Source organism: uncultured Thalassolituus sp. (assembly GCF_950066645.1).
In the GTDB taxonomy this organism is placed as follows: domain Bacteria; phylum Pseudomonadota; class Gammaproteobacteria; order Pseudomonadales; family Oceanobacteraceae; genus Thalassolituus.
This window is the reverse complement of record NZ_CATMFB010000004.1, coordinates 113,951-130,797: the sequence shown is the minus strand read 5'-3', so window position 1 is coordinate 130,797 and position 16,847 is coordinate 113,951. Positions and strand designations below refer to the sequence as shown.

19 protein-coding genes and 1 other RNA gene are annotated in these 16,847 nt (G+C 54.0%); 2 read left to right on the top strand and 18 right to left on the bottom strand.

Annotation, left to right across the window (positions count from 1 at the left end):
* Positions 1–17 precede the first annotated feature (17 nt).
* The 10 genes from Q1L85_RS05160 to ybfE form a co-directional block, all read right to left on the bottom strand.
* Positions 18–686, bottom strand: a complete 669-nt coding sequence (locus Q1L85_RS05160) for a YEATS-associated helix-containing protein (protein WP_300426556.1) — start codon at positions 684–686, stop codon at positions 18–20.
* Positions 687–967: 281 nt separating this feature from the next.
* Positions 968–1,372: a hypothetical protein gene (locus tag Q1L85_RS05155; protein WP_300426555.1), complete on the bottom strand. Its 405-nt coding sequence runs from the start codon at positions 1,370–1,372 to the stop codon at positions 968–970.
* Entirely contained in the window at positions 1,360–1,800 is a 441-nt protein-coding gene (locus Q1L85_RS05150) for a YcgN family cysteine cluster protein (RefSeq protein WP_300426554.1), read from the bottom strand. The genes Q1L85_RS05155 and Q1L85_RS05150 overlap by 13 nt, the downstream gene beginning before the upstream one ends.
* Entirely contained in the window at positions 1,797–2,081 is a 285-nt protein-coding gene (locus tag Q1L85_RS05145) for a YcgL domain-containing protein (RefSeq protein WP_300426553.1), read from the bottom strand. The genes Q1L85_RS05150 and Q1L85_RS05145 overlap by 4 nt, the downstream gene beginning before the upstream one ends.
* Positions 2,074–3,225, bottom strand: a complete 1,152-nt coding sequence (rnd, locus tag Q1L85_RS05140; RefSeq protein ID WP_300426552.1) for a ribonuclease D — start codon at positions 3,223–3,225, stop codon at positions 2,074–2,076. The genes Q1L85_RS05145 and rnd overlap by 8 nt, the downstream gene beginning before the upstream one ends.
* The gene (locus Q1L85_RS05135) at positions 3,222–3,749 is read right to left on the bottom strand and encodes a toprim domain-containing protein (protein WP_300426550.1); all 528 of its coding nucleotides are present in this window, start codon (positions 3,747–3,749) and stop codon (positions 3,222–3,224) included. Before Q1L85_RS05135 ends, rnd begins: the two co-directional genes overlap by 4 nt.
* A gap of 4 nt (positions 3,750–3,753) precedes the next feature.
* On the bottom strand, positions 3,754–4,080 hold the full coding sequence (locus tag Q1L85_RS05130) for a YbaB/EbfC family nucleoid-associated protein (RefSeq protein WP_300426549.1): 327 nt from the start codon (positions 4,078–4,080) through the stop codon (positions 3,754–3,756).
* Between the two features lie 10 nt (positions 4,081–4,090).
* The gene (gene dnaX / locus Q1L85_RS05125; RefSeq protein ID WP_300426548.1) at positions 4,091–5,941 is read right to left on the bottom strand and encodes a DNA polymerase III subunit gamma/tau; all 1,851 of its coding nucleotides are present in this window, start codon (positions 5,939–5,941) and stop codon (positions 4,091–4,093) included.
* Positions 5,942–6,025: 84 nt separating this feature from the next.
* An RNA gene (gene ffs / locus Q1L85_RS05120) (signal recognition particle sRNA small type) lies at positions 6,026–6,122 on the bottom strand.
* Between the two features lie 73 nt (positions 6,123–6,195).
* The gene (gene ybfE, locus Q1L85_RS05115; protein ID WP_300426547.1) at positions 6,196–6,465 is read right to left on the bottom strand and encodes a LexA regulated protein; all 270 of its coding nucleotides are present in this window, start codon (positions 6,463–6,465) and stop codon (positions 6,196–6,198) included.
* Between the two features lie 162 nt (positions 6,466–6,627).
* Here ybfE and Q1L85_RS05110 point away from each other — a divergent pair, with 162 nt between their 5' ends.
* On the top strand, positions 6,628–9,009 hold the full coding sequence (locus Q1L85_RS05110; RefSeq protein ID WP_300426545.1) for an ATP-binding protein: 2,382 nt from the start codon (positions 6,628–6,630) through the stop codon (positions 9,007–9,009).
* Positions 9,010–9,051: 42 nt separating this feature from the next.
* On the opposite strand, the gene Q1L85_RS05105 is transcribed toward Q1L85_RS05110, so the two are convergent.
* From Q1L85_RS05105 to Q1L85_RS05090, 4 genes are all read right to left on the bottom strand, one after another.
* Positions 9,052–10,692, bottom strand: coding sequence for a response regulator (locus Q1L85_RS05105; protein WP_300426544.1), 1,641 nt, complete (start codon positions 10,690–10,692; stop codon positions 9,052–9,054).
* A 40-nt stretch (positions 10,693–10,732) separates the two neighbouring features.
* A complete protein-coding gene (locus Q1L85_RS05100) occupies positions 10,733–11,293 on the bottom strand; it encodes a chalcone isomerase family protein (RefSeq protein ID WP_300426543.1) in 561 nt (186 codons plus the stop codon).
* A gap of 116 nt (positions 11,294–11,409) precedes the next feature.
* Positions 11,410–11,874 (bottom strand): DMP19 family protein, encoded by a 465-nt coding sequence (locus Q1L85_RS05095; RefSeq protein WP_300426542.1) that lies wholly within the window; start codon positions 11,872–11,874, stop codon positions 11,410–11,412.
* A gap of 106 nt (positions 11,875–11,980) precedes the next feature.
* Complete coding sequence (locus Q1L85_RS05090; RefSeq protein WP_300426540.1) at positions 11,981–12,865, bottom strand: alpha/beta hydrolase; 885 nt, start codon at positions 12,863–12,865, stop codon at positions 11,981–11,983.
* Positions 12,866–12,981: 116 nt separating this feature from the next.
* Between Q1L85_RS05090 and Q1L85_RS05085 the strand changes: the two genes are divergently transcribed.
* A complete protein-coding gene (locus tag Q1L85_RS05085; RefSeq protein ID WP_300432506.1) occupies positions 12,982–13,161 on the top strand; it encodes a hypothetical protein in 180 nt (59 codons plus the stop codon).
* A 1-nt stretch (position 13,162) separates the two neighbouring features.
* On the opposite strand, the gene Q1L85_RS05080 is transcribed toward Q1L85_RS05085, so the two are convergent.
* The 4 genes from Q1L85_RS05080 to Q1L85_RS05065 are packed head-to-tail and all read right to left on the bottom strand — an operon-like array spanning position 13,163 to position 16,790.
* Positions 13,163–13,768 carry a tRNA-(ms[2]io[6]A)-hydroxylase gene (locus tag Q1L85_RS05080; RefSeq protein ID WP_300428618.1) on the bottom strand — a complete coding sequence of 202 codons (606 nt, stop codon included), beginning with the start codon at positions 13,766–13,768 and terminating at the stop codon, positions 13,163–13,165.
* A gap of 11 nt (positions 13,769–13,779) precedes the next feature.
* On the bottom strand, positions 13,780–14,190 hold the full coding sequence (locus Q1L85_RS05075) for a thioesterase family protein (protein WP_300428617.1): 411 nt from the start codon (positions 14,188–14,190) through the stop codon (positions 13,780–13,782).
* A 43-nt stretch (positions 14,191–14,233) separates the two neighbouring features.
* Positions 14,234–14,995: a 5'-3' exonuclease H3TH domain-containing protein gene (locus Q1L85_RS05070; protein ID WP_300428616.1), complete on the bottom strand. Its 762-nt coding sequence runs from the start codon at positions 14,993–14,995 to the stop codon at positions 14,234–14,236.
* Positions 14,976–16,790 carry an ABC transporter ATP-binding protein/permease gene (locus Q1L85_RS05065; protein WP_300428614.1) on the bottom strand — a complete coding sequence of 605 codons (1,815 nt, stop codon included), beginning with the start codon at positions 16,788–16,790 and terminating at the stop codon, positions 14,976–14,978. Before Q1L85_RS05065 ends, Q1L85_RS05070 begins: the two co-directional genes overlap by 20 nt.
* Between the last annotated feature and the right edge of the window lie 57 nt (positions 16,791–16,847).

Here is a 16,847-nt window from a genome sequence, read left to right as displayed (position 1 = left end):
CTGCTCCCGGGACAGCCTCAGAGATTAGATTCCAGAACCCGACGACCTTTCTCGGTAATGTGCCAGCGCACACCGTTTTTGCCGCTTACTTTGCCTGCCAGACTACGGGCAGTCAGCACATTGAGTGTTTTCAGAACCGTCGATTCTTCCTGATTAGATTCGCGGCACACCCCCGCCAGAGAGCGGAAAATATAGCGACCATTTGAGAGAATTTTCAGCACCTGGGTCGACGTAATATCCAGTTCATCCGACACAGTCACTGCCTGGTTATCGTAACCGCTCATGTCTTTCTCTGTTTCCGTATCAATCAGAGGTAACAGCTCACTCTGAATAACGCGCAGGTTCTGTTCTACCTCTTCCGAACGCTGGCGTGCGACATGCGCTTCGTTGAGGATACGATCAGACATGTTGTCGATCACAAAACGACTCAACAGCGCTGAAACCAGACAGAAACCGGTAAAGATCAACAGCTGAGACGGATCACCCTGGCTTTCCAGTACCAGTTCGCTGTTGACCATATCGAGCACGACAGGAACCAGAAAAGACGCACCAACACCAACCACCAGAAAGCGTGGCAAGCTTGCTGAATCCGGATCTTTGTCCCCATATAAATAGTAATTCACCAGCCCCCCAAAAATGCCCGCCAGAAGCATTACGGTTGCAAGAATGAAAATATGATTTGCCATCGTCCTAATCCTCGTGAATTCCGGTTAAGCCGGAACTTCTTATCACCTGTCAGACCCACTGATACTGTGATGATTTTCTGTCATCACGACGAAGTGCGCCTCGCAGCAACACACCATGATTTAAAGCTAGCAAAGTTTTAGCGGTTAGCCAGAAAAGTAATTAAGAAACGGATAGTCACGAATGCAATTAGAGGGACAAAACCAATCCACCGCCCCCTCAGGGAGAGTGGACATGGCATAGCCAGCGGCAGACAGAACGCGACCGGACTGGCCGCGAAAGATCATCTGAAAGGATTGTCGGAGCGTGTTTTAGAACGGGGTTCTGCGGGCTTTTCCGCCGTTGTCTGCATGTCCGTCGGCAGCAGTCCCGCCAGCGCCATAATCAGGGTGATACCAAATGCAGTTGCCACCGACGCCGCATACCAGATAGCGGTGTAGTCCAGCTCAGCAAGCGTGCCAGAGATCAGACTAAAGGCGATAACAACCGCGCCCGGTGCAAGAAACGAAGACTCCGCTGCAACCGGAACAGGCGTAAACACAATGACCGCGCCCAATGCACTGAAGAGGTGATAAGGCAGCCCGCGGGAGGTCACCCAGAACGCCATTTTTCCCCAACACCAGTAACCCAGTGTCCCTGCAGCAAGGTAGATAACCCAGAAGGCAAAGTAACTGTTCAGGCCTTCCATATGATGCGGTCCTCCCATTCCTCTTCAGGGATCCTGTCGTCAGGGATCCCTTTATTTCTGATTGATATACCTGCCAGATGAACTGACTCGCGATCTCCCGATACCAGGGGGTGCCAGTCAAACAAGGGCTTCCCCTCTGCTACAAGACGATACGCGCACGTTTCTGGTAACCAATGAAATTCTTTTGCCTGATCGGGTGTCAGCCAGACACAGTGCGGCACTTTCTCCTGACGGGTCTGATACACAGTACAACGGCAGGTATCCTGCTCCATATAGCGACAGTGAACATCGGTGTAGTAAACATCCCCGGTGTCTTCGTCCTCGAGCTTATGCAGGCAGCAGAGTGCACAACCATCGCACAGTGACTCCCACTGTGACGACGTCATTTTATCCAGCGGAGTTGTCAGCCAGAAAGCCTTGTCACTCATTCAGGATCGCGCTTAGTAAAGAGGTCCAGCATATAGGTCTCTCTCATGGGCGGCATCTGCAGGTAAAAACCGTTTTCCTCCAGCTGTTCGATGACTTTGGCCGCATCCGCACGCCCGAGCTTTTTCTCAGGGGTGAGCAGTATGGTCATTGCCAGCTGTGGCTGACCAAACATCTCTTTAAGCTCATCTGGCACACGTGACATCCCATCTTTTTTGGTCACGTACAGGTACATTTCGTCTTTTTTGCGCGTTTTGAAAACATCACAAAGGATTTTACTCATCACTCTCTTCCGCAGGGTCGGTTGACTGCTCAAGCAGCACAGTTAATTCTTGGGTAATCACAGAGTAGCGCCATCCCTGCAACGGCTCTGGCACCGTTTTTCCCCGGGCCCGGACCAGGGCTTCGATCATTTTTTTATTCGCGAGGATTTCTGCAGGCACCTGCAGCTCCTCCGCACGGGCGACCACTTTTTTCTTCAGCGTTTTCATCAGATTCCCAGCACTGATAGACAGAGGTCTGGTGAGAGCTTCCGGCCATTGCTCCGGAGGTTGCCCAAGGGCCACTTCGATGCGTTTCAGCACCTCCCGGGCACTTTCTCTGATGATATTTGAGCGCATACCAGCTTTACTCAGCTGGTCGCGATTGCGTGCCTTAAAGCGAGCAAGATTCCAAAGTGTCTGATCGTCGGCGACTTTATTCCTCGGGACATCCAGCCTGCGGGCCTCAAGCTCCCGCCACTCTGATAACGACTGAAGTATGTTCTGTTCCAGCGGGCGCAGCTTCCAACCGAGTTTCACACGCCGATAGCTGGCCTTGAGATCGGTTTCAGCTTCTGCTGCTGCCTGCACCGTACGCTCAGCCTCTTCCTGCAACCAGACCAGTCGCCCGGTGTCTTCCAGACGCTCGCGCAGCCCCGGATACAAGCGCCTCAGGAAGTAAACATCCGCCGTGGCGTAGTCAATCTGTACGTCACTCAGGGGTCTTTTCAACCAATCTGAGCGAGTGGCTTCTTTAGGAATAGCAATCCCCAGAAGCGACTCTACGGCCTTCTGAAAACCGACGGAGCTCCCTTCACCTGCCAGCGCCATCGCCAGCTGCGTATCGAACAAAGGCTGCGGAACAACACCACAAAGGCGACGACAGACCTCAAGGTCTTCAGCACATGCATGAAATATCTTCACGACATCAGGCGCCGTCAGCACATCAGCAAAGGGCTGCCAGTCCGAGATAGCGAGTGGGTCGATTAACCAACAGTCCTCCAGAGTGGCGACCTGAATCAGCCCTGGCTGCGGATAAAACGTCGTCATTCTCACGAACTCGGTATCGAGCGCCAGGCAGGCTTCTTGTAACCACTGCTGGCAGATCTGCGCCAATGCATCATCGCTTTCGACCCACTGAGGCGCCGGCAGATTTAACATACTCATGTCTGAGATTTCCGATATCTGTCCAACAGCTCCACCAGAGTACAGGTGTCTCCGGGAGCATGGCTCTTTCTGATCAGGTAATCTGCCGTCACACGCCCCTCCACTGTCGCCGCTGTTGCGACGAGAATGCTGTCTACCTCCCGGGAACGGGATACAAAAGCATCAATATTGAGCTGTGACGGACCAATCCCCCGGGAAGGAGACAACTCACCATGAAGGCACCAGACAGGTTGGCGACAACCTGCGTCTCTCAGCAATGCCAGGTCATCCATATTGGCAACCACGGTCAGGGTTCTACCCGAGGAATCACGACAGTAGCGACACTCGGCCGCTACATCGTGAGTGGTATTACATCCTGCACACAAAGGTTCAGCCGCCGCTGCTGTGAGAACTTCTGCCAGTGCTTCCGCACGGGACTGATAAATCAGCCACTCGGCCAGACGGCGGGCACCAGACGGACCTACTCCCGGCAGGTCGTCCAGCTGCTCACACAATTTCTGATAGGCAGGCGCATTCTGTGTCATGAGGTCAGAAAGGCAGTTTCATTCCTGCAGGCAGGCCCATACCGGCGGTCATTTTCGCCATATGTTCCTGATTGTTCTGCTCAATCTTGCGCACGGCATCATTCACCGCTGCAGCCAGCAGATCTTCAAGCATTTCCTTGTCTTCACCAAGAATCGCATCATCCAGTTCAACGCGCTTCACATCGTGACGCCCTGTCATCGTAACTTTCACCAGGCCCGCACCGGATTCTCCGGTGACTTCGGCACGAGCAAGCTCTTCCTGTGCCTTGGTCATCTGTTCCTGCATCTTCTGGGCCTGCTTCATCAGGTTGCCCATACCACCTTTAATCATACTGTTCTCCTCAAGAGTTCGGACGAACGGTGTCTTCGTTCACACGCCCACCCATTTCGTTAAGAATCTGGTTGACCAACGGGTCACTGTCGATCGCATGTTTAGCTGCGTATAACGCCTCGACACGCAGCCGGTGCCGGCGCTGATCCGGCGTTTCGCCGCGCGGCGGCGTCAACGTCATTTCAATAGTCAGACCGGGCACCAGTGTCTGCAGAGCATCCTGCACGCGGGATTTCTGAGACTCATTGTAAAGAGCACCCTGAGCGGGGTCGACGTCGAATACAGCAACCCCTCCGTCAAGAGTGATCAATGCTGAGTTTTTCGCAATCGCCATCGGCAGACCTGCAAGCGGCAGGTGCTCTACCCACTGCCACCAGGTATGAGGTGCCAGCGCTGGTAATTCATCCGACTGACCGGGCGCGGCTTCTGGCGCCTCAACAGCAATCTCTGGAGCCGAAGTTACGCTTACCGGCTCACTGACCGGGTCAGTTACTACCTCATCAGCCACCGGCGAATCCATCAATGACGCCAGTTGAGTCACGGGCTCCGGCTCGGTCTTCTCATCAATCGACAGAGCTGTATCAGAAGGAACATCCTCGACGACCTCCACGGCAGCCTCCTGATAAGAGGCAGCAGCGTCAGGAGACGTTGTCTCAGCAGTGGAAACCGTCGGTTCTGCAGGCGTAGAAGGATCTGTTACGGAAACGTCAGTCGGCGGGCTCAGAGGCTTTTTTTTTTGCAGTGCACTCTCAAGATCCAGTTCAGGCACCTGCTCAGGAGCCGGACGGAACGCCAGCATTCTCAAGAGTACCATTTCAAAACCCTGGCGCGGGTCTGGCGCCAGAGCAAGATCTTTGCGGCCCTGCAACGAAATCTGGTAATACAACTGAAGGTCTTCTGCAGGCATTGCCATTGACAGTTTCAGAATGGCATCACGATCACCTTCTGAATTTTCAATGGCGTCGGGTACGACCTGGGCCAGAGCTGCCCGATGCCAGATATGGAGCATCCCCTGAAGCACCTCATCAAAATCCGGAGCATGCTCTGCCATCTCTGCAACTTCCTGCATAACCCGTCCAGCATCGGCCTGAGCCATGAGCTCGGCCAATCTGAACAACCGGCCCCGATCCATGGTGCCAAGCATGGCATTGACCTGACTCTCACCTACATGACCTTCACCGTAGGCAATAGCCTGATCGGTCAGACTGAGCGCATCACGCATACTGCCCTGCGCTGCCCGCCCCAGAGACCAGAGTGCCGGCTCTTCGTACTGTATTGTCTCGGCATCCAGCACTTTGGCGAGATACTCGACTATCCGCTCCGGCGTCATATTTTTCAGACTGAACTGCAGACAGCGGGACAGAATCGTCACAGGGAGTTTCTGTGGATCAGTGGTCGCCAGCAAAAACTTCACATGCGCAGGCGGCTCTTCAAGCGTTTTCAGCAATGCATTGAAACTGTGGGTCGAGAGCATGTGCACTTCGTCTATCAGGTAGACCTTGAAGCGACCGCGCGTCGGTGCGTACTGGACGTTGTCGAGCAGCTCACGCGTATCTTCCACACGCGTTCTGGAGGCGGCATCCACCTCAATCAGATCAACAAAGCGGCCTTCTGCGATTTCCCGGCAGGATGTGCATTCACCGCAAGGACGTGCACTGACGCCCTGCTCACAATTCAGGCACTTGGCTAAAATACGTGCAATGGTGGTTTTACCGACACCCCGGGTACCGGTAAACAGGTAGGCGTGGTGCAGGCGCTCTTCATTAAGCGCGTTAATGAGGGCCCTGAGTACATGCTCCTGGCCGACCATTTCATCGAAGAAACGCGGACGCCATTTGCGCGCAAGTACCTGATAACTCATGAATTTAGGGCCACCCCGGAAGTTAAATCTGGGGAGCATAATAACTGTTAGTGAAGGGAAAGTCAGTGACTATCTGGAGATGACCCCTACCAGCCACACCCCGGCACACGAGTCGACCACTACCGTTGCTTCCTTCCGGACCTGGCGGGGTTCGCGGTGTATCGTTGCGAGGGGACCGGCAAGGGCCACCATAACGTCCTGAGGAACCTCAGGAGGCCGCTACATTAGCCAAAACTGATTTTAAAATCAAGAAGTTAAAGGTGAAGCCATTGCTGCAACGCCTGGTTTATCACTTCAGCGCGGGACAACCCAAGGTCTTCAGCAACCTCATCGAGGCGCTCAATCACGTCGGCCGGCAATTTGACTTCAAGACGGTGCAACCCCGCATGCTTGTCACGAACCCGCTGACTGCGTTTATTAAACCGGCATTGCTGAGTACGGTCATAAGGATTGCTGCGCGGGCGCCCGGGCCGCGACGGGGAAAACATATCTATCGTGGTACGATCTTCGGGCTGGACAGACATCCACCACTCCGCCTGATTTAACTGCCTGGTACACACAGGCAATAAACCTGCAACTGAATGGCGCAATTATCCCAAGCACGGCAGCAAAAGCAACCTCACGACTTGCCTTAAGAGGTCCGGCGCAATACTGTTGGAATATTCTTTCTGATTTGTTCCAGTGAAATGACACAAAAACCGACATCGATTCCGCACAGTCTCGCGACACAGACAATTTCCAACGATTCACTTAAGTTCAACACAACCGCTGACCTCGAACCCTTCCAGGGGGTACTGGGCCAGGAGCGGGCCGTCAATGCCATTCAGTTCGGGGTTGCCATGGAACGCCCGGGCTACAACATTTTCGTCATGGGCGAAACTGGCACGGGGCGATCATCTTACGTACAGGATTACCTGAAGAGTGAAGCCAAGCGTCAGGCAACCCCTGATATCTGGTGTTACGTCAACAACTTCAAGAACCCCCGCGAACCACGCGCCCTGTCATTACACCCGGACGAAGCCAGCCTGTTCCGGCGCCTCGTCAATGAACTGATAGACCAGTTACTCGCCACCTTTCCGGCAGCACTTGAACACCCGGCCTACCAACAGAAAAAATCGGCCATCGATTACGTGTTCAATCGCCGCTATGACAAAGCCATTGAGGCCGTTGAGCGCGAAGCTCACAAGCGCGGCGTCGCTGTATATCGCGACTCAAGCGCCATCAGCTTCACCCCAATGCGAGACGGCAAGGCACTGGATGAAACTGAATTTGCGCAACTCAGCGAAGAGGAACGGGACACGTTCCATAATGACATTGGTGAGCTGGAGCAGATGCTGAGCGAGCACCTGTCTGAGCTTCCGCAATGGAAGCGGGAAAGCAGCAACGACCTGCGCAACCTGAACCGCGAGACCATCAGAGAAGCCATCACCCCTCTGCTTCAGTCCATCCGCGAGAGCTTCAGCGACCACCAACCGGTAATCGAATACCTTGATGAGATGGAAGAATACTTGCCATCCCTGGTACTTGAAGAACTGGTTGAAGAGCGCCTGATGGATCTGCGTGAAGAGTTCGCCAAACGCAGCAGTCTTGAGGATGCCCTTCTGCCCAACATTGCGACACACCACAACCCGGACAGTGGTGCTCCTGTTGTCTATGAGCCACACCCCAGCTATGCCAACCTGTTCGGTCGCATTGAATACGTCAGCGATCAGGGCGCACTGGTGACAAACTACCATCGCATTGCACCGGGCGCCCTGCACCGTGCCAACGGCGGCTATCTCATCCTGGATGCGGAGAAAGTGCTGTCCGAGCCTATGGTGTGGGAAGCGCTCAAGCGCGCGCTGCAGTCGCACGAGCTGAAAATGGAATCGCCCTACTCCGAAATTGGCCTGTTCAATACCACCTCGCTGGTGCCAGCGGTCATCCCACTGGAATTCAAGCTCGTCCTTATCGGTTCACGCAATGTTTATTATCTGCTGCAGCAATATGACGACGATTTCCGCCGCCTGTTCCGCTCCGTCGTGGATTTTGACAACGACATCCCACTTAACGAAGCGCACCTTGATGCCTATGCACAGCTTCTGAAAAGCCGCGTCACAGAACAGGGATACAGCGATCTCGATCGTGATGCCGTTGCCCGCATGGTTCAGCACAGTGCCCGGCTTGCAGAGCAGCAGGACGTACTCAGCGCCTGTATTGGCGACCAGTTCGACCTGCTTGCAGAAGCAGACTTTATCCGCAAACTCGCACAGGACGAAGTCATCACCCGCACTCACATTGACCGGGCGCTGAACGCAAAACAGGAACGCACCGGACGGGTTTACGACAAGCTGTTCGAGCAGATGCTGGAAGGTACCGTTCTTCTGGAAACTTCAGGCACCGCCATCGGCAAAATCAACGGCCTGACGGTTATGTCACTCGGCGATACCAGTTTTGGCTCTCCCGCGCGCATCACAGCGTCGGTATATCCCGGCTCGAAAGGCGTCGTCGACATTGAGCGTGAAGTAGCGCTTGGCCAGGCGATCCACTCCAAAGGCGTAATGATCATCAGCGGTTTCCTGGGCAACCGATATGCACAGAAATTTCCGCTGGCGATTTCCGCACACATCGCGATGGAGCAATCATACGGTTACGTTGATGGCGACAGCGCCTCCATGGCAGAACTCATCTGCCTGATATCGGCACTGACTCACTCACCCATCGATCAAAGCTTCGCCATCACCGGCTCGGTTAACCAGTATGGCGAAGCACAGGCCATTGGCGGCGTAAACGAAAAAATTGAAGGGTTCTTCCGGCTCTGCGAGGCCAGAGGCCTGACCGGCAGTCAAGGTGTGATTATCCCACACTCCAACCAGCGCAATCTGGTATTAAACGATGAGGTAGTGCGCGCAATTGAGGCGGGTAAATTCCACGTTTATTGCGTAAGACACGTAGATGAAGCGATGCATTTGCTGCTCAACCGAGAACCCGGCATTGCAGATAACGAAGGAAACTTCCCGGAAGGGACAGTGAACGGAGACATCATCAAGCGCCTGCAAAGCATCGCTGATCTGGGCAAAAAAGACTGAGGCAGGCACGCCCCTCATTCATGGGGGGCCTTACAATCGTTGCTAACTTCCCACCCTTACCGGGTGGCGTCCTTGGCGGCTATGAGCGAGCAACTGCTCATGCAGCAGCTTAAAGTCGACCGGTTTCGCAATGACGGAATCCATCCCCGCATCCAGACACTGCTGACGCTCGGAATCAGACACTCCGGCAGTGAGCGCGAGAATCGGCCGCCGACACCCCAGCGCTCTTAGTTCCCGCGTAGTCTGCATGCCATTGAGAACAGGCATATGGCAATCCATCAGAAAGATATCTGCGCTCTTCCAGGCTTCGCTGTCCAGCATATCCTGACCGTTCTCAAATACACTGACTGCCATCCCCCGCTTACGCAACAGAACAGCCAACAGTTTCTGATTCATCGCATCATCTTCACAGACAACGACATTCAGCGCTGACGTCGTCGTGGATTCTTCAGGAGCGTACCCCTCACCGACGAGATCCAGGGGAACCTCAAGCCAGAAAGTCGACCCGCTGGCGGGTGAACTCATCACACCGACGTCTCCACCCATCAGCTCTGCGAGATTGCGACAAAGACTTAAACCGAGACCCGTACCACCGAATTCACTGGACGTGGAATCACTGGCCTGCTCAAAAGGTTTAAATACTTCCTGCAAGCGTGAGGCTTCAATCCCGATACCCGTGTCCCGCACTGTCAGACAGAGATCATATCTGTGATGCCTCACCTCACCAGTAAGGCGCACGGAGACCCGGCCTCCCCTTGGCGTGAATTTGCAGGCATTGCTGAGAAAGTTAACCAGTATCTGTTGCATCCGGCTGGCATCGCCAAGGAGGTGTTCAGGCACACTCTCAGCCACCTCCGCACTGAAACGTATATCCTTCCGCTGCAGGTTTGCCGAGAATATTGCCGCCGCCCGTTCGAGCCAGTTGCGGACATTAAACACCTGAGGGTATAGCCGGAGTTTACCCGCTTCAATTTTTGCGACATCAAGGACATCATCCACCACACCCAGCAGAGTCTGCACTGTGTAGTTAAGATCGCGCAGCAAAGGCTTTATGGCCTGTGGGTCATCCTGAATTTCGAGCAGATCGACAATCCCCAGAACGCCCGTCAATGGATTACGGATTTCATGGCTCATATGCGCGATAAACTGGGTTTTTGCCTCAAGCGCGCGGGCCGCCACTTCGCGCTCCTGCTCCGCCTCCTTTGCCCGACGTGCATGAAAATCGGCCATCATAATGTCACGATAGCCTCGCAGCGCGGTGGTCAGAGACACAAACAGGCGCTCCTGAGTCGACTCAGTTTTGGCCAGATAATCATTGATATCGTAGTTCTGAACGACACGATATTCGGGCGCAAAGCCTGCCTGCCCTGTGCGCAGAATAATCCGCAGACGACGATCCCCCAGCGTATTACGGATGAACTCAACCAGAGCAAGACCGGCATCATCGCGTTCCATCACCACATCAAGGAGAATCACCGCAATATCATTGCGCTGCTGCAACAGAGCCCGGGCCTCGGACGCGGCATTACAGGTAATGCACTCGACGGAATGTCCATCAAAACGATAACGGGAGAGAACAAGGCGGGTAACATCGAGAACTGACTGATCGTCATCAACTACGAGAACCGGAATCCGGTCAGGCAGAAGCTCGCTTTTTACAGCCTGCATTTCAGTGTCGGTCATTTAAGCAATCCTTTGCCCAACCTTTATGGAGTTTGTCGGGTCAGTTACCCAGCATTTTATCGCGAAGGCGCGTCTGCACCGGATCATCAGATAACCAGATGCCTGTCATTGCCTGTTTGAACGCAAGCCCTGGAACAAGTTCCAGCTGCTCCCCATTACGATAAATGCGAACTCCTTCTTCGGGCAGATAAACCAGGTCAAAAACATCGCCATTTTTCAGCGCGTTCCGGAATGTCGCTATCATAGCATCAACTTCACTCCGGATGGGCTCAAGATTGCCGTGAGTTGAACGGACAAAGCCATCCATTGCAGATTCTGCAAAGCGTTCTCCGGTAATCAGATCAGACACAATGTAAATGCGGATATTCAGAGGAGCATCCGCTGCAATGATACCTTCGGCGTCGGATGAAGGTTCGGGCAGGTAGAGAACCGCAACGTAGATATCGTGAAAGAATTTAGTCCGCATTCCGGCACCATTGAGTACCAGCGGCTGTTCAGCGAAATTCAGATCGTCGGGAATTTTCAGGTCATACGCTTTCAGCGCATAAGACGGGAGTGACAGAAAGGCAGATAGCAGCAGCGCCCAGGTGACTCTGATCATAAAAACATCCTTAACAATCCATTAACTGACAGTGTCAGGAAAGAGGGGTGCTTTTACAAGCCCTGTTGCGCTGCTACAACGAATAAAGGCCCGGATCTATCCATCCGGGCCCGGACTCAGCGGAAGTCTTTGAGATTTTTCTGAACAAATCTCAATGTCATTTCCACCAGGTTCTCACCTGAATCGTAAAAACGATCATCCATCGAAGCAATATCATCAGCATGCTCGCTCTCTATGAGATCAAACGCCGCAATCCGGTCATCTTCATCAACCGGGACCTGACCGTCGTCAAAGAACGCGATAATGCCCGACAACACATCAGCAGAAGCTTTGGCGCGAATCCGCTCGAGTGCTTCGTGAGTGTCCTGCGCCCGCGCGCCTGCTTCGTGGTGAATAAACTGAACGAAACCGCCGTTTTCCATTTCTCTCAACAACTGATCAATACAGAAAACCGTTTTCTCCGCTTCATTCAGTTCGTCGTATCCGACTTCAGATTCTTTGTCGTAAATAACATCGGTAATCTGAAGAAATGAATCGGTCTCATCGGCAACATCGAGGGCTGCCTGAATCTCCATGTTCATAGGGTCCTACTTAAAACTCGCTTCAACACTAGGGGTAAAGCCACAATAGCCCAGACTGCAGCCTTTGACAAAGGTTTTGAAGTGCCTCCGTTTTGAGACTGCACGGCTACGAAATTATCCGCCGGACTAACTGCGCAGCCTGCTCTGGATTTTCCATAGGAAAACAGTGCGTCCCTGATACCTCATGCACCTTAACATTTGAATTGAGTGCCTTAGCCTTCCGCACAGCACGCGGGATAAAACCATAGGACCGTGAAGCAACCAGAATATCCACTGGACAAGACACTCCGGCCACAGAACGCCATAACTTCCTGGGATATGAGCCAAAAATAGCGGCCTCCCACTCCGGAGCGCAGCGAAGCCGAACCCTACCCTCCTCATCTGCGACGGCGCCATAACGGACGAACGCCTCCAGCGCCTGCGAATGCCAGTCACGATAAAGCGCCTTACGGCGCAGATCTTCTGCAAGCGCTTCGGCGCCCGGCCAGACCGAGCGGCGGGAAGATACTTTTCTGACCAGCGCTGTTCTGCGCCATAACCCCGAACGGCGCAACAATGCCTGCACCGCAATGATATCCGGCGGGAACAATACGGGGTCGAGCAGAACGATCCGGGAAAAGACGTCAGGGTGCCGGGCTGCAGCCATCAGAGTCAGAACCCCGCCCATAGAATGGCCGATACCTGTCACCGGGCCCGATGCCCGTTGACGTATGCTGCTGGCAATGTCTTCTGCCATCTGATTCCAGTCAGGCTCTGCAGCTCCCGGGCGCAGGGAAATGCCCTGGCCGGGGATATCGGTAAGCAACCACCGGGCGTCAGAATCAAGTGAGGCAGCAAAAGGCTCCAGAGTACGGGCACAGAAGCCGTTTCCATGTAGCAGATGTATTTCCCCTGCACCCTGAACACAGTCGTACCCGCCAAGCGTCGCATCCTGCCACTGCTCTAACGGAAGTTTCAGATCTTTCTGCGTCATTTCTGAGGAATTGTTCATTTTGTTCCAACTACGAAAAGATTTTGTCAAATTTGCAGACTTCCGGAACCTGTAGTTATGGCGCAGTCATAGCGGTAGGTCTAGTTTTGAAGCATTAACAAGAAAGGAGAACGACCATGACTGCTGCTGCCACTCTCAAAGCCCTGGAAGCAAACCGTATCTTCACTGACCTCAAAGACGCAGAAGCCAGGCTGGCGCAAGCTGCCCGGGATCTGAAAGCCGGCGCCATTGACATGGCAACCTACCAGACAGAAACGGATGTCTGCACTAAGATCATCCGCGCCTGTCAGCAGTAACTCAGGCAGGGATTCCACTATGGAAGCGGAATTCAGGGTCCGGAGTCTGAATTAGTTCTTTCTCCGCCTGACGCAACTCATCTATGCGCCACTGAATGTCCTCGTCGGCGTATTGACGGGCCAGGGTCAGGTAATCCTGATAATGGCGCCCCTCTGACCGTAGTAGCGACCGATAGAATTTTGCCAGCACGTCATCCAGATGAGGCGCAAGCATGGCAAAGCGTTCGCAGCTACGTGCCTCAATGAGTGCACCAATGATCAGAACATCCGTAAGTTCTTCCATACCGCCTTTGCGCACATGCTCACGAAGGCCGGACGCATATCGCGATGAAGAAATATGGCGATAGGTTACGCCCCTCTCCTTCATGATGTTGACCACCTGCTCGAAGTGGAGCAATTCTTCACGTGCCAGCTGACTCATTTTTTTCAGCAGGTCATCCCGGTCAATATAGCGATATAGAAGATTCATGGCGGTTGAGGCGGCCTTCTTTTCGCAGTTTGCGTGATCAATCAGAAGGACATCCTGCTGTTCAAGCGCAGCGCCAATCCAGGCTTCTGGTGTTTCACAGAGAAGAAACGTGTTTATTTCCTCAAGTACTTCTTTCATTGATGCCACGGTCAGCTCTCCATTCCAGACGCCAGGATATCCCGTATACGTCCTTCAATCGGCAATGCCTTTTCAGTCTCACGATCCATGACACAGAAGGTAACGTCAGCATCGACAACCACGACCTCGGCACCATCGTCATTTTTCAGTGTGACCAACTGTTCAAAGCGAGCACTTTTGTTGCCTATATGGCTGATGCGTGCAGTCACATTCAGGACATCGCCCATCACCGCCGGGCGCCGGTAATTTACATTGATATTCACAATCACCAGCGCGACGCCAGCCTTATCCAACGAGTCGCCAAACCCTGATCGGGACATAAAATCCCAGCGTGCTTCTTCAAGAAACTCAAGATAACGTCCGTTGTTTACATGCTGATAGACGTCGAGGTGATAACCCCGCACACGAATTTCGACGGACAAAGCCTGCCTCCAGAGAAGTAAAATGTTGGCGGAGTTTATCCAATCAGCGCGAGGCTCTCAACGCAGACAGACTGATCCCCAGAGGAACATCCGTTCTCAACCGGGCAAGTTCGCGGGTAATCAATGCACTTTGCCAGCCTTCCTTCAGCGCCTTACGGTAGCGTTCAGGCGCGAGATCAGGCCAGGCCAGAGCCCTGTCGAGAGTCTGGCATGAATCAAGCACCTGCCCCGCACCCTTTGCTCCGATACCAGCAACACCGGGCAGGTGATTGGTCTGATCCCCCGTCAGGGCCCAGAAATCCGGCAACCTGGCAGGCTCAAAGCCCCAACGTTCCCTGACCTGTTCTTCATCCCACCACAGGCGGTCGAAATGGTTCAGCACCCTGGTTGATGAATTCACCAGCTGGCAGAAACCTTTGTCGGTCGACAACAGGGTGACAGCCAACCCAGCGGCACCGGCTTTGACCGCGAGTGTCGCCGCTATGTCATCGGCCTCCCACCCCGAGAGGTTAAACGTGTGTACACCGTTCATCTCAAGATACTTACGGATGTCCCCGAGGATATGTTCCAGTGCCTCAGGCATAGGCGAGCGCCCTGCTTTGTACTCTGACCAGAGTTCGTGGCGCCACGTCGGATGATGATCCTCAAACACCATCACCCAGTGAGTGGCTTCCGAGCGGCTGGCCGCACCATGAATTATCGCCAGCGAACGTGTCATGGTCGCCTCGGCGGCCAACTCGTTCCCCTCAACCGCCGCATATACACGCCGGATGAGATTCATCGCATCAATGATCAGCAGGTGCATCTTGCTCTCCTGAGTGTTGAGCCGCCCACAATTGAGCGTAGCGACCCTTCTGCGCCAGAAGAACACTATGTGTCCCGCGCTCGACAATCTGTCCGTTCTCCATGACGGCAATATCATCCGCATCAACAATCGTCGACAGGCGATGGGCAATGATCAGCGAGGTATGCCCTGAGGACACCCGCCGAATTTCCGCCATAATCGCCCGCTCCGTTTCGGAATCGAGCGAGGAGGTTGCCTCATCAAATACCATCACAGAAGGTCGTTTAAGCAGCATCCGCGCAATAGCGATACGCTGCTTCTCCCCTCCTGAAAGCTTGAGTCCCCTCTCACCCACAACGGTTTCAAGCCCATCCGGGCACAGACTGATCAGGCGCTCAAGGCTGGCCATACGCACGACGTCGGCCAGTTCGTCGTCCGTTGCGTCGGGCCGGGCATACAGCAGGTTGCTCCTGAGGGTATCGTTAAACAGCACTGTATCCTGAGGTACGATGCCTATGTGTTCTCTCAATGAGGTCTGCGTAACATCGGTCAGGGTCTGCCCGTCAATTTCAACCGAGCCAGAGACCGGATCATAAAAGCGGAAAAGCAACCGTGTAATGGTCGATTTACCCGCGCCACTGCCGCCAACGAGCGCCAGCGTACGCCCCGCCTCAAGCGTCAGATTCAGGTGACTCAGGATTGGCCGGCCGTTGCCATAATCGAACGATACGTCTCTGAACTGCACCCAGCCATCGCGTACTTCAAGTGTCTTTCTGCCATCATCAGCGACTGCAGGTTCCTCATCGAGAAGCTCAAACATCCGCTCTATATTCGCTACCGACGCTTTAATCTCGCGATAGATAAATCCGAGAAAGTTCAGCGGCAGGAAAAGCTGAAACATAAACGCGTTCACCAGAGCAAAATCCCCAAGCGTCATCTCCCCCGCTAACACATAGTGCGCGGCCGACATCAGCATGGCCGCCATCGCCACAGAAATAATTAACGCCTGCCCGCTGTTCAGCGTAAACAAGGACAACCGGTTCATCCGGCGTGCAGTCTCCCAACGTGCAAGCGACTCGTCATAGGCAGCGGCTTCGCGCTCTTCTGCCGTAAAGAACTTCACGGTTTCGTAATTGAGGAGGCTGTCCAGCGCACGGGCATGTGTGCTCGAGTCCATCTGATTGGCTTCGCGGACATAGCGGGTTCGCCACTCTGTCACCTTTATGGAATACGCCACATACAGGACGACAGCCAGTGCAGTAATAAGCGCAAAAACAGGTGGGTAGTTCGCCAGCAGCAGACCGATCACCAACACGAGCTCAAGGAGCGTCGGAACAATATTAAAAATCAGAAACCGCATCAGAAAACTGATGCCATTGGTGCCCCGCTCAATATCCCGCTGCAGCGCGCCTGTCTGCCGGTTCAGATGAAAGGCCAGACTCAGGCTGTGTAGATGGCGGAACAAGGTGAGAGACATCCGCCTCATCACACGCTCAGTGACCCGCCCGAACAGAAGATCACGCACCTCGCCTGCAAATACGGTCAGAAATCTTACCAGTCCATAGGCGAGCAACAATGCCAGAGGAAACCCGACCCACCAGTCGGCACTCAGGACGCCTGTCTGATCGAGGTGATCGATCTGGTGCTTAAGCAGAAACGGCATACCGACACTGGCGAGTTTGGCAACCAGAAGGCAGACCATTGCTGCTGCCACCCGCCCACGATATTCAAGCAGAAAAGGCCAGAGCGTCTGCAGCCAGCGCCGGATGCGCAACTGTTCGGGCATCGTTGAGGGGGACGGCTGGAAACTTCTCATGCAGGGTTTACTCTGTTAATAATGGGTCTGTCATTCTCTGGCCCCGAGCATAAGGTC

What these genes read in the sequence shown, in the direction of transcription:
- ybfE (WP_300426547.1), bottom strand. Translation starts at nt 6,465, where the DNA reads ATGTCTGTCCAGCCCGAAGATCGTACCACGATAGATATGTTTTCCCCG.
- Q1L85_RS05065 (WP_300428614.1), bottom strand. Translation starts at nt 16,790, where the DNA reads ATGAGAAGTTTCCAGCCGTCCCCCTCAACGATGCCCGAACAGTTGCGC.
- Q1L85_RS05085 (WP_300432506.1), top strand. Translation starts at nt 12,982, where the DNA reads ATGACTGCTGCTGCCACTCTCAAAGCCCTGGAAGCAAACCGTATCTTC.
- Q1L85_RS05135 (WP_300426550.1), bottom strand. Translation starts at nt 3,749, where the DNA reads ATGACACAGAATGCGCCTGCCTATCAGAAATTGTGTGAGCAGCTGGAC.
- rnd (WP_300426552.1), bottom strand. Translation starts at nt 3,225, where the DNA reads ATGAGTATGTTAAATCTGCCGGCGCCTCAGTGGGTCGAAAGCGATGAT.
- Q1L85_RS05070 (WP_300428616.1), bottom strand. Translation starts at nt 14,995, where the DNA reads ATGCACCTGCTGATCATTGATGCGATGAATCTCATCCGGCGTGTATAT.
- Q1L85_RS05155 (WP_300426555.1), bottom strand. Translation starts at nt 1,372, where the DNA reads ATGGAAGGCCTGAACAGTTACTTTGCCTTCTGGGTTATCTACCTTGCT.
- dnaX (WP_300426548.1), bottom strand. Translation starts at nt 5,941, where the DNA reads ATGAGTTATCAGGTACTTGCGCGCAAATGGCGTCCGCGTTTCTTCGAT.
- Q1L85_RS05160 (WP_300426556.1), bottom strand. Translation starts at nt 686, where the DNA reads ATGGCAAATCATATTTTCATTCTTGCAACCGTAATGCTTCTGGCGGGC.
- Q1L85_RS05080 (WP_300428618.1), bottom strand. Translation starts at nt 13,768, where the DNA reads ATGAAAGAAGTACTTGAGGAAATAAACACGTTTCTTCTCTGTGAAACA.
- Q1L85_RS05100 (WP_300426543.1), bottom strand. Translation starts at nt 11,293, where the DNA reads ATGATCAGAGTCACCTGGGCGCTGCTGCTATCTGCCTTTCTGTCACTC.
- Q1L85_RS05110 (WP_300426545.1), top strand. Translation starts at nt 6,628, where the DNA reads ATGACACAAAAACCGACATCGATTCCGCACAGTCTCGCGACACAGACA.
- Q1L85_RS05150 (WP_300426554.1), bottom strand. Translation starts at nt 1,800, where the DNA reads ATGAGTGACAAGGCTTTCTGGCTGACAACTCCGCTGGATAAAATGACG.
- Q1L85_RS05105 (WP_300426544.1), bottom strand. Translation starts at nt 10,692, where the DNA reads ATGACCGACACTGAAATGCAGGCTGTAAAAAGCGAGCTTCTGCCTGAC.
- Q1L85_RS05145 (WP_300426553.1), bottom strand. Translation starts at nt 2,081, where the DNA reads ATGAGTAAAATCCTTTGTGATGTTTTCAAAACGCGCAAAAAAGACGAA.
- Q1L85_RS05130 (WP_300426549.1), bottom strand. Translation starts at nt 4,080, where the DNA reads ATGATTAAAGGTGGTATGGGCAACCTGATGAAGCAGGCCCAGAAGATG.
- Q1L85_RS05095 (WP_300426542.1), bottom strand. Translation starts at nt 11,874, where the DNA reads ATGAACATGGAGATTCAGGCAGCCCTCGATGTTGCCGATGAGACCGAT.
- Q1L85_RS05090 (WP_300426540.1), bottom strand. Translation starts at nt 12,865, where the DNA reads ATGAACAATTCCTCAGAAATGACGCAGAAAGATCTGAAACTTCCGTTA.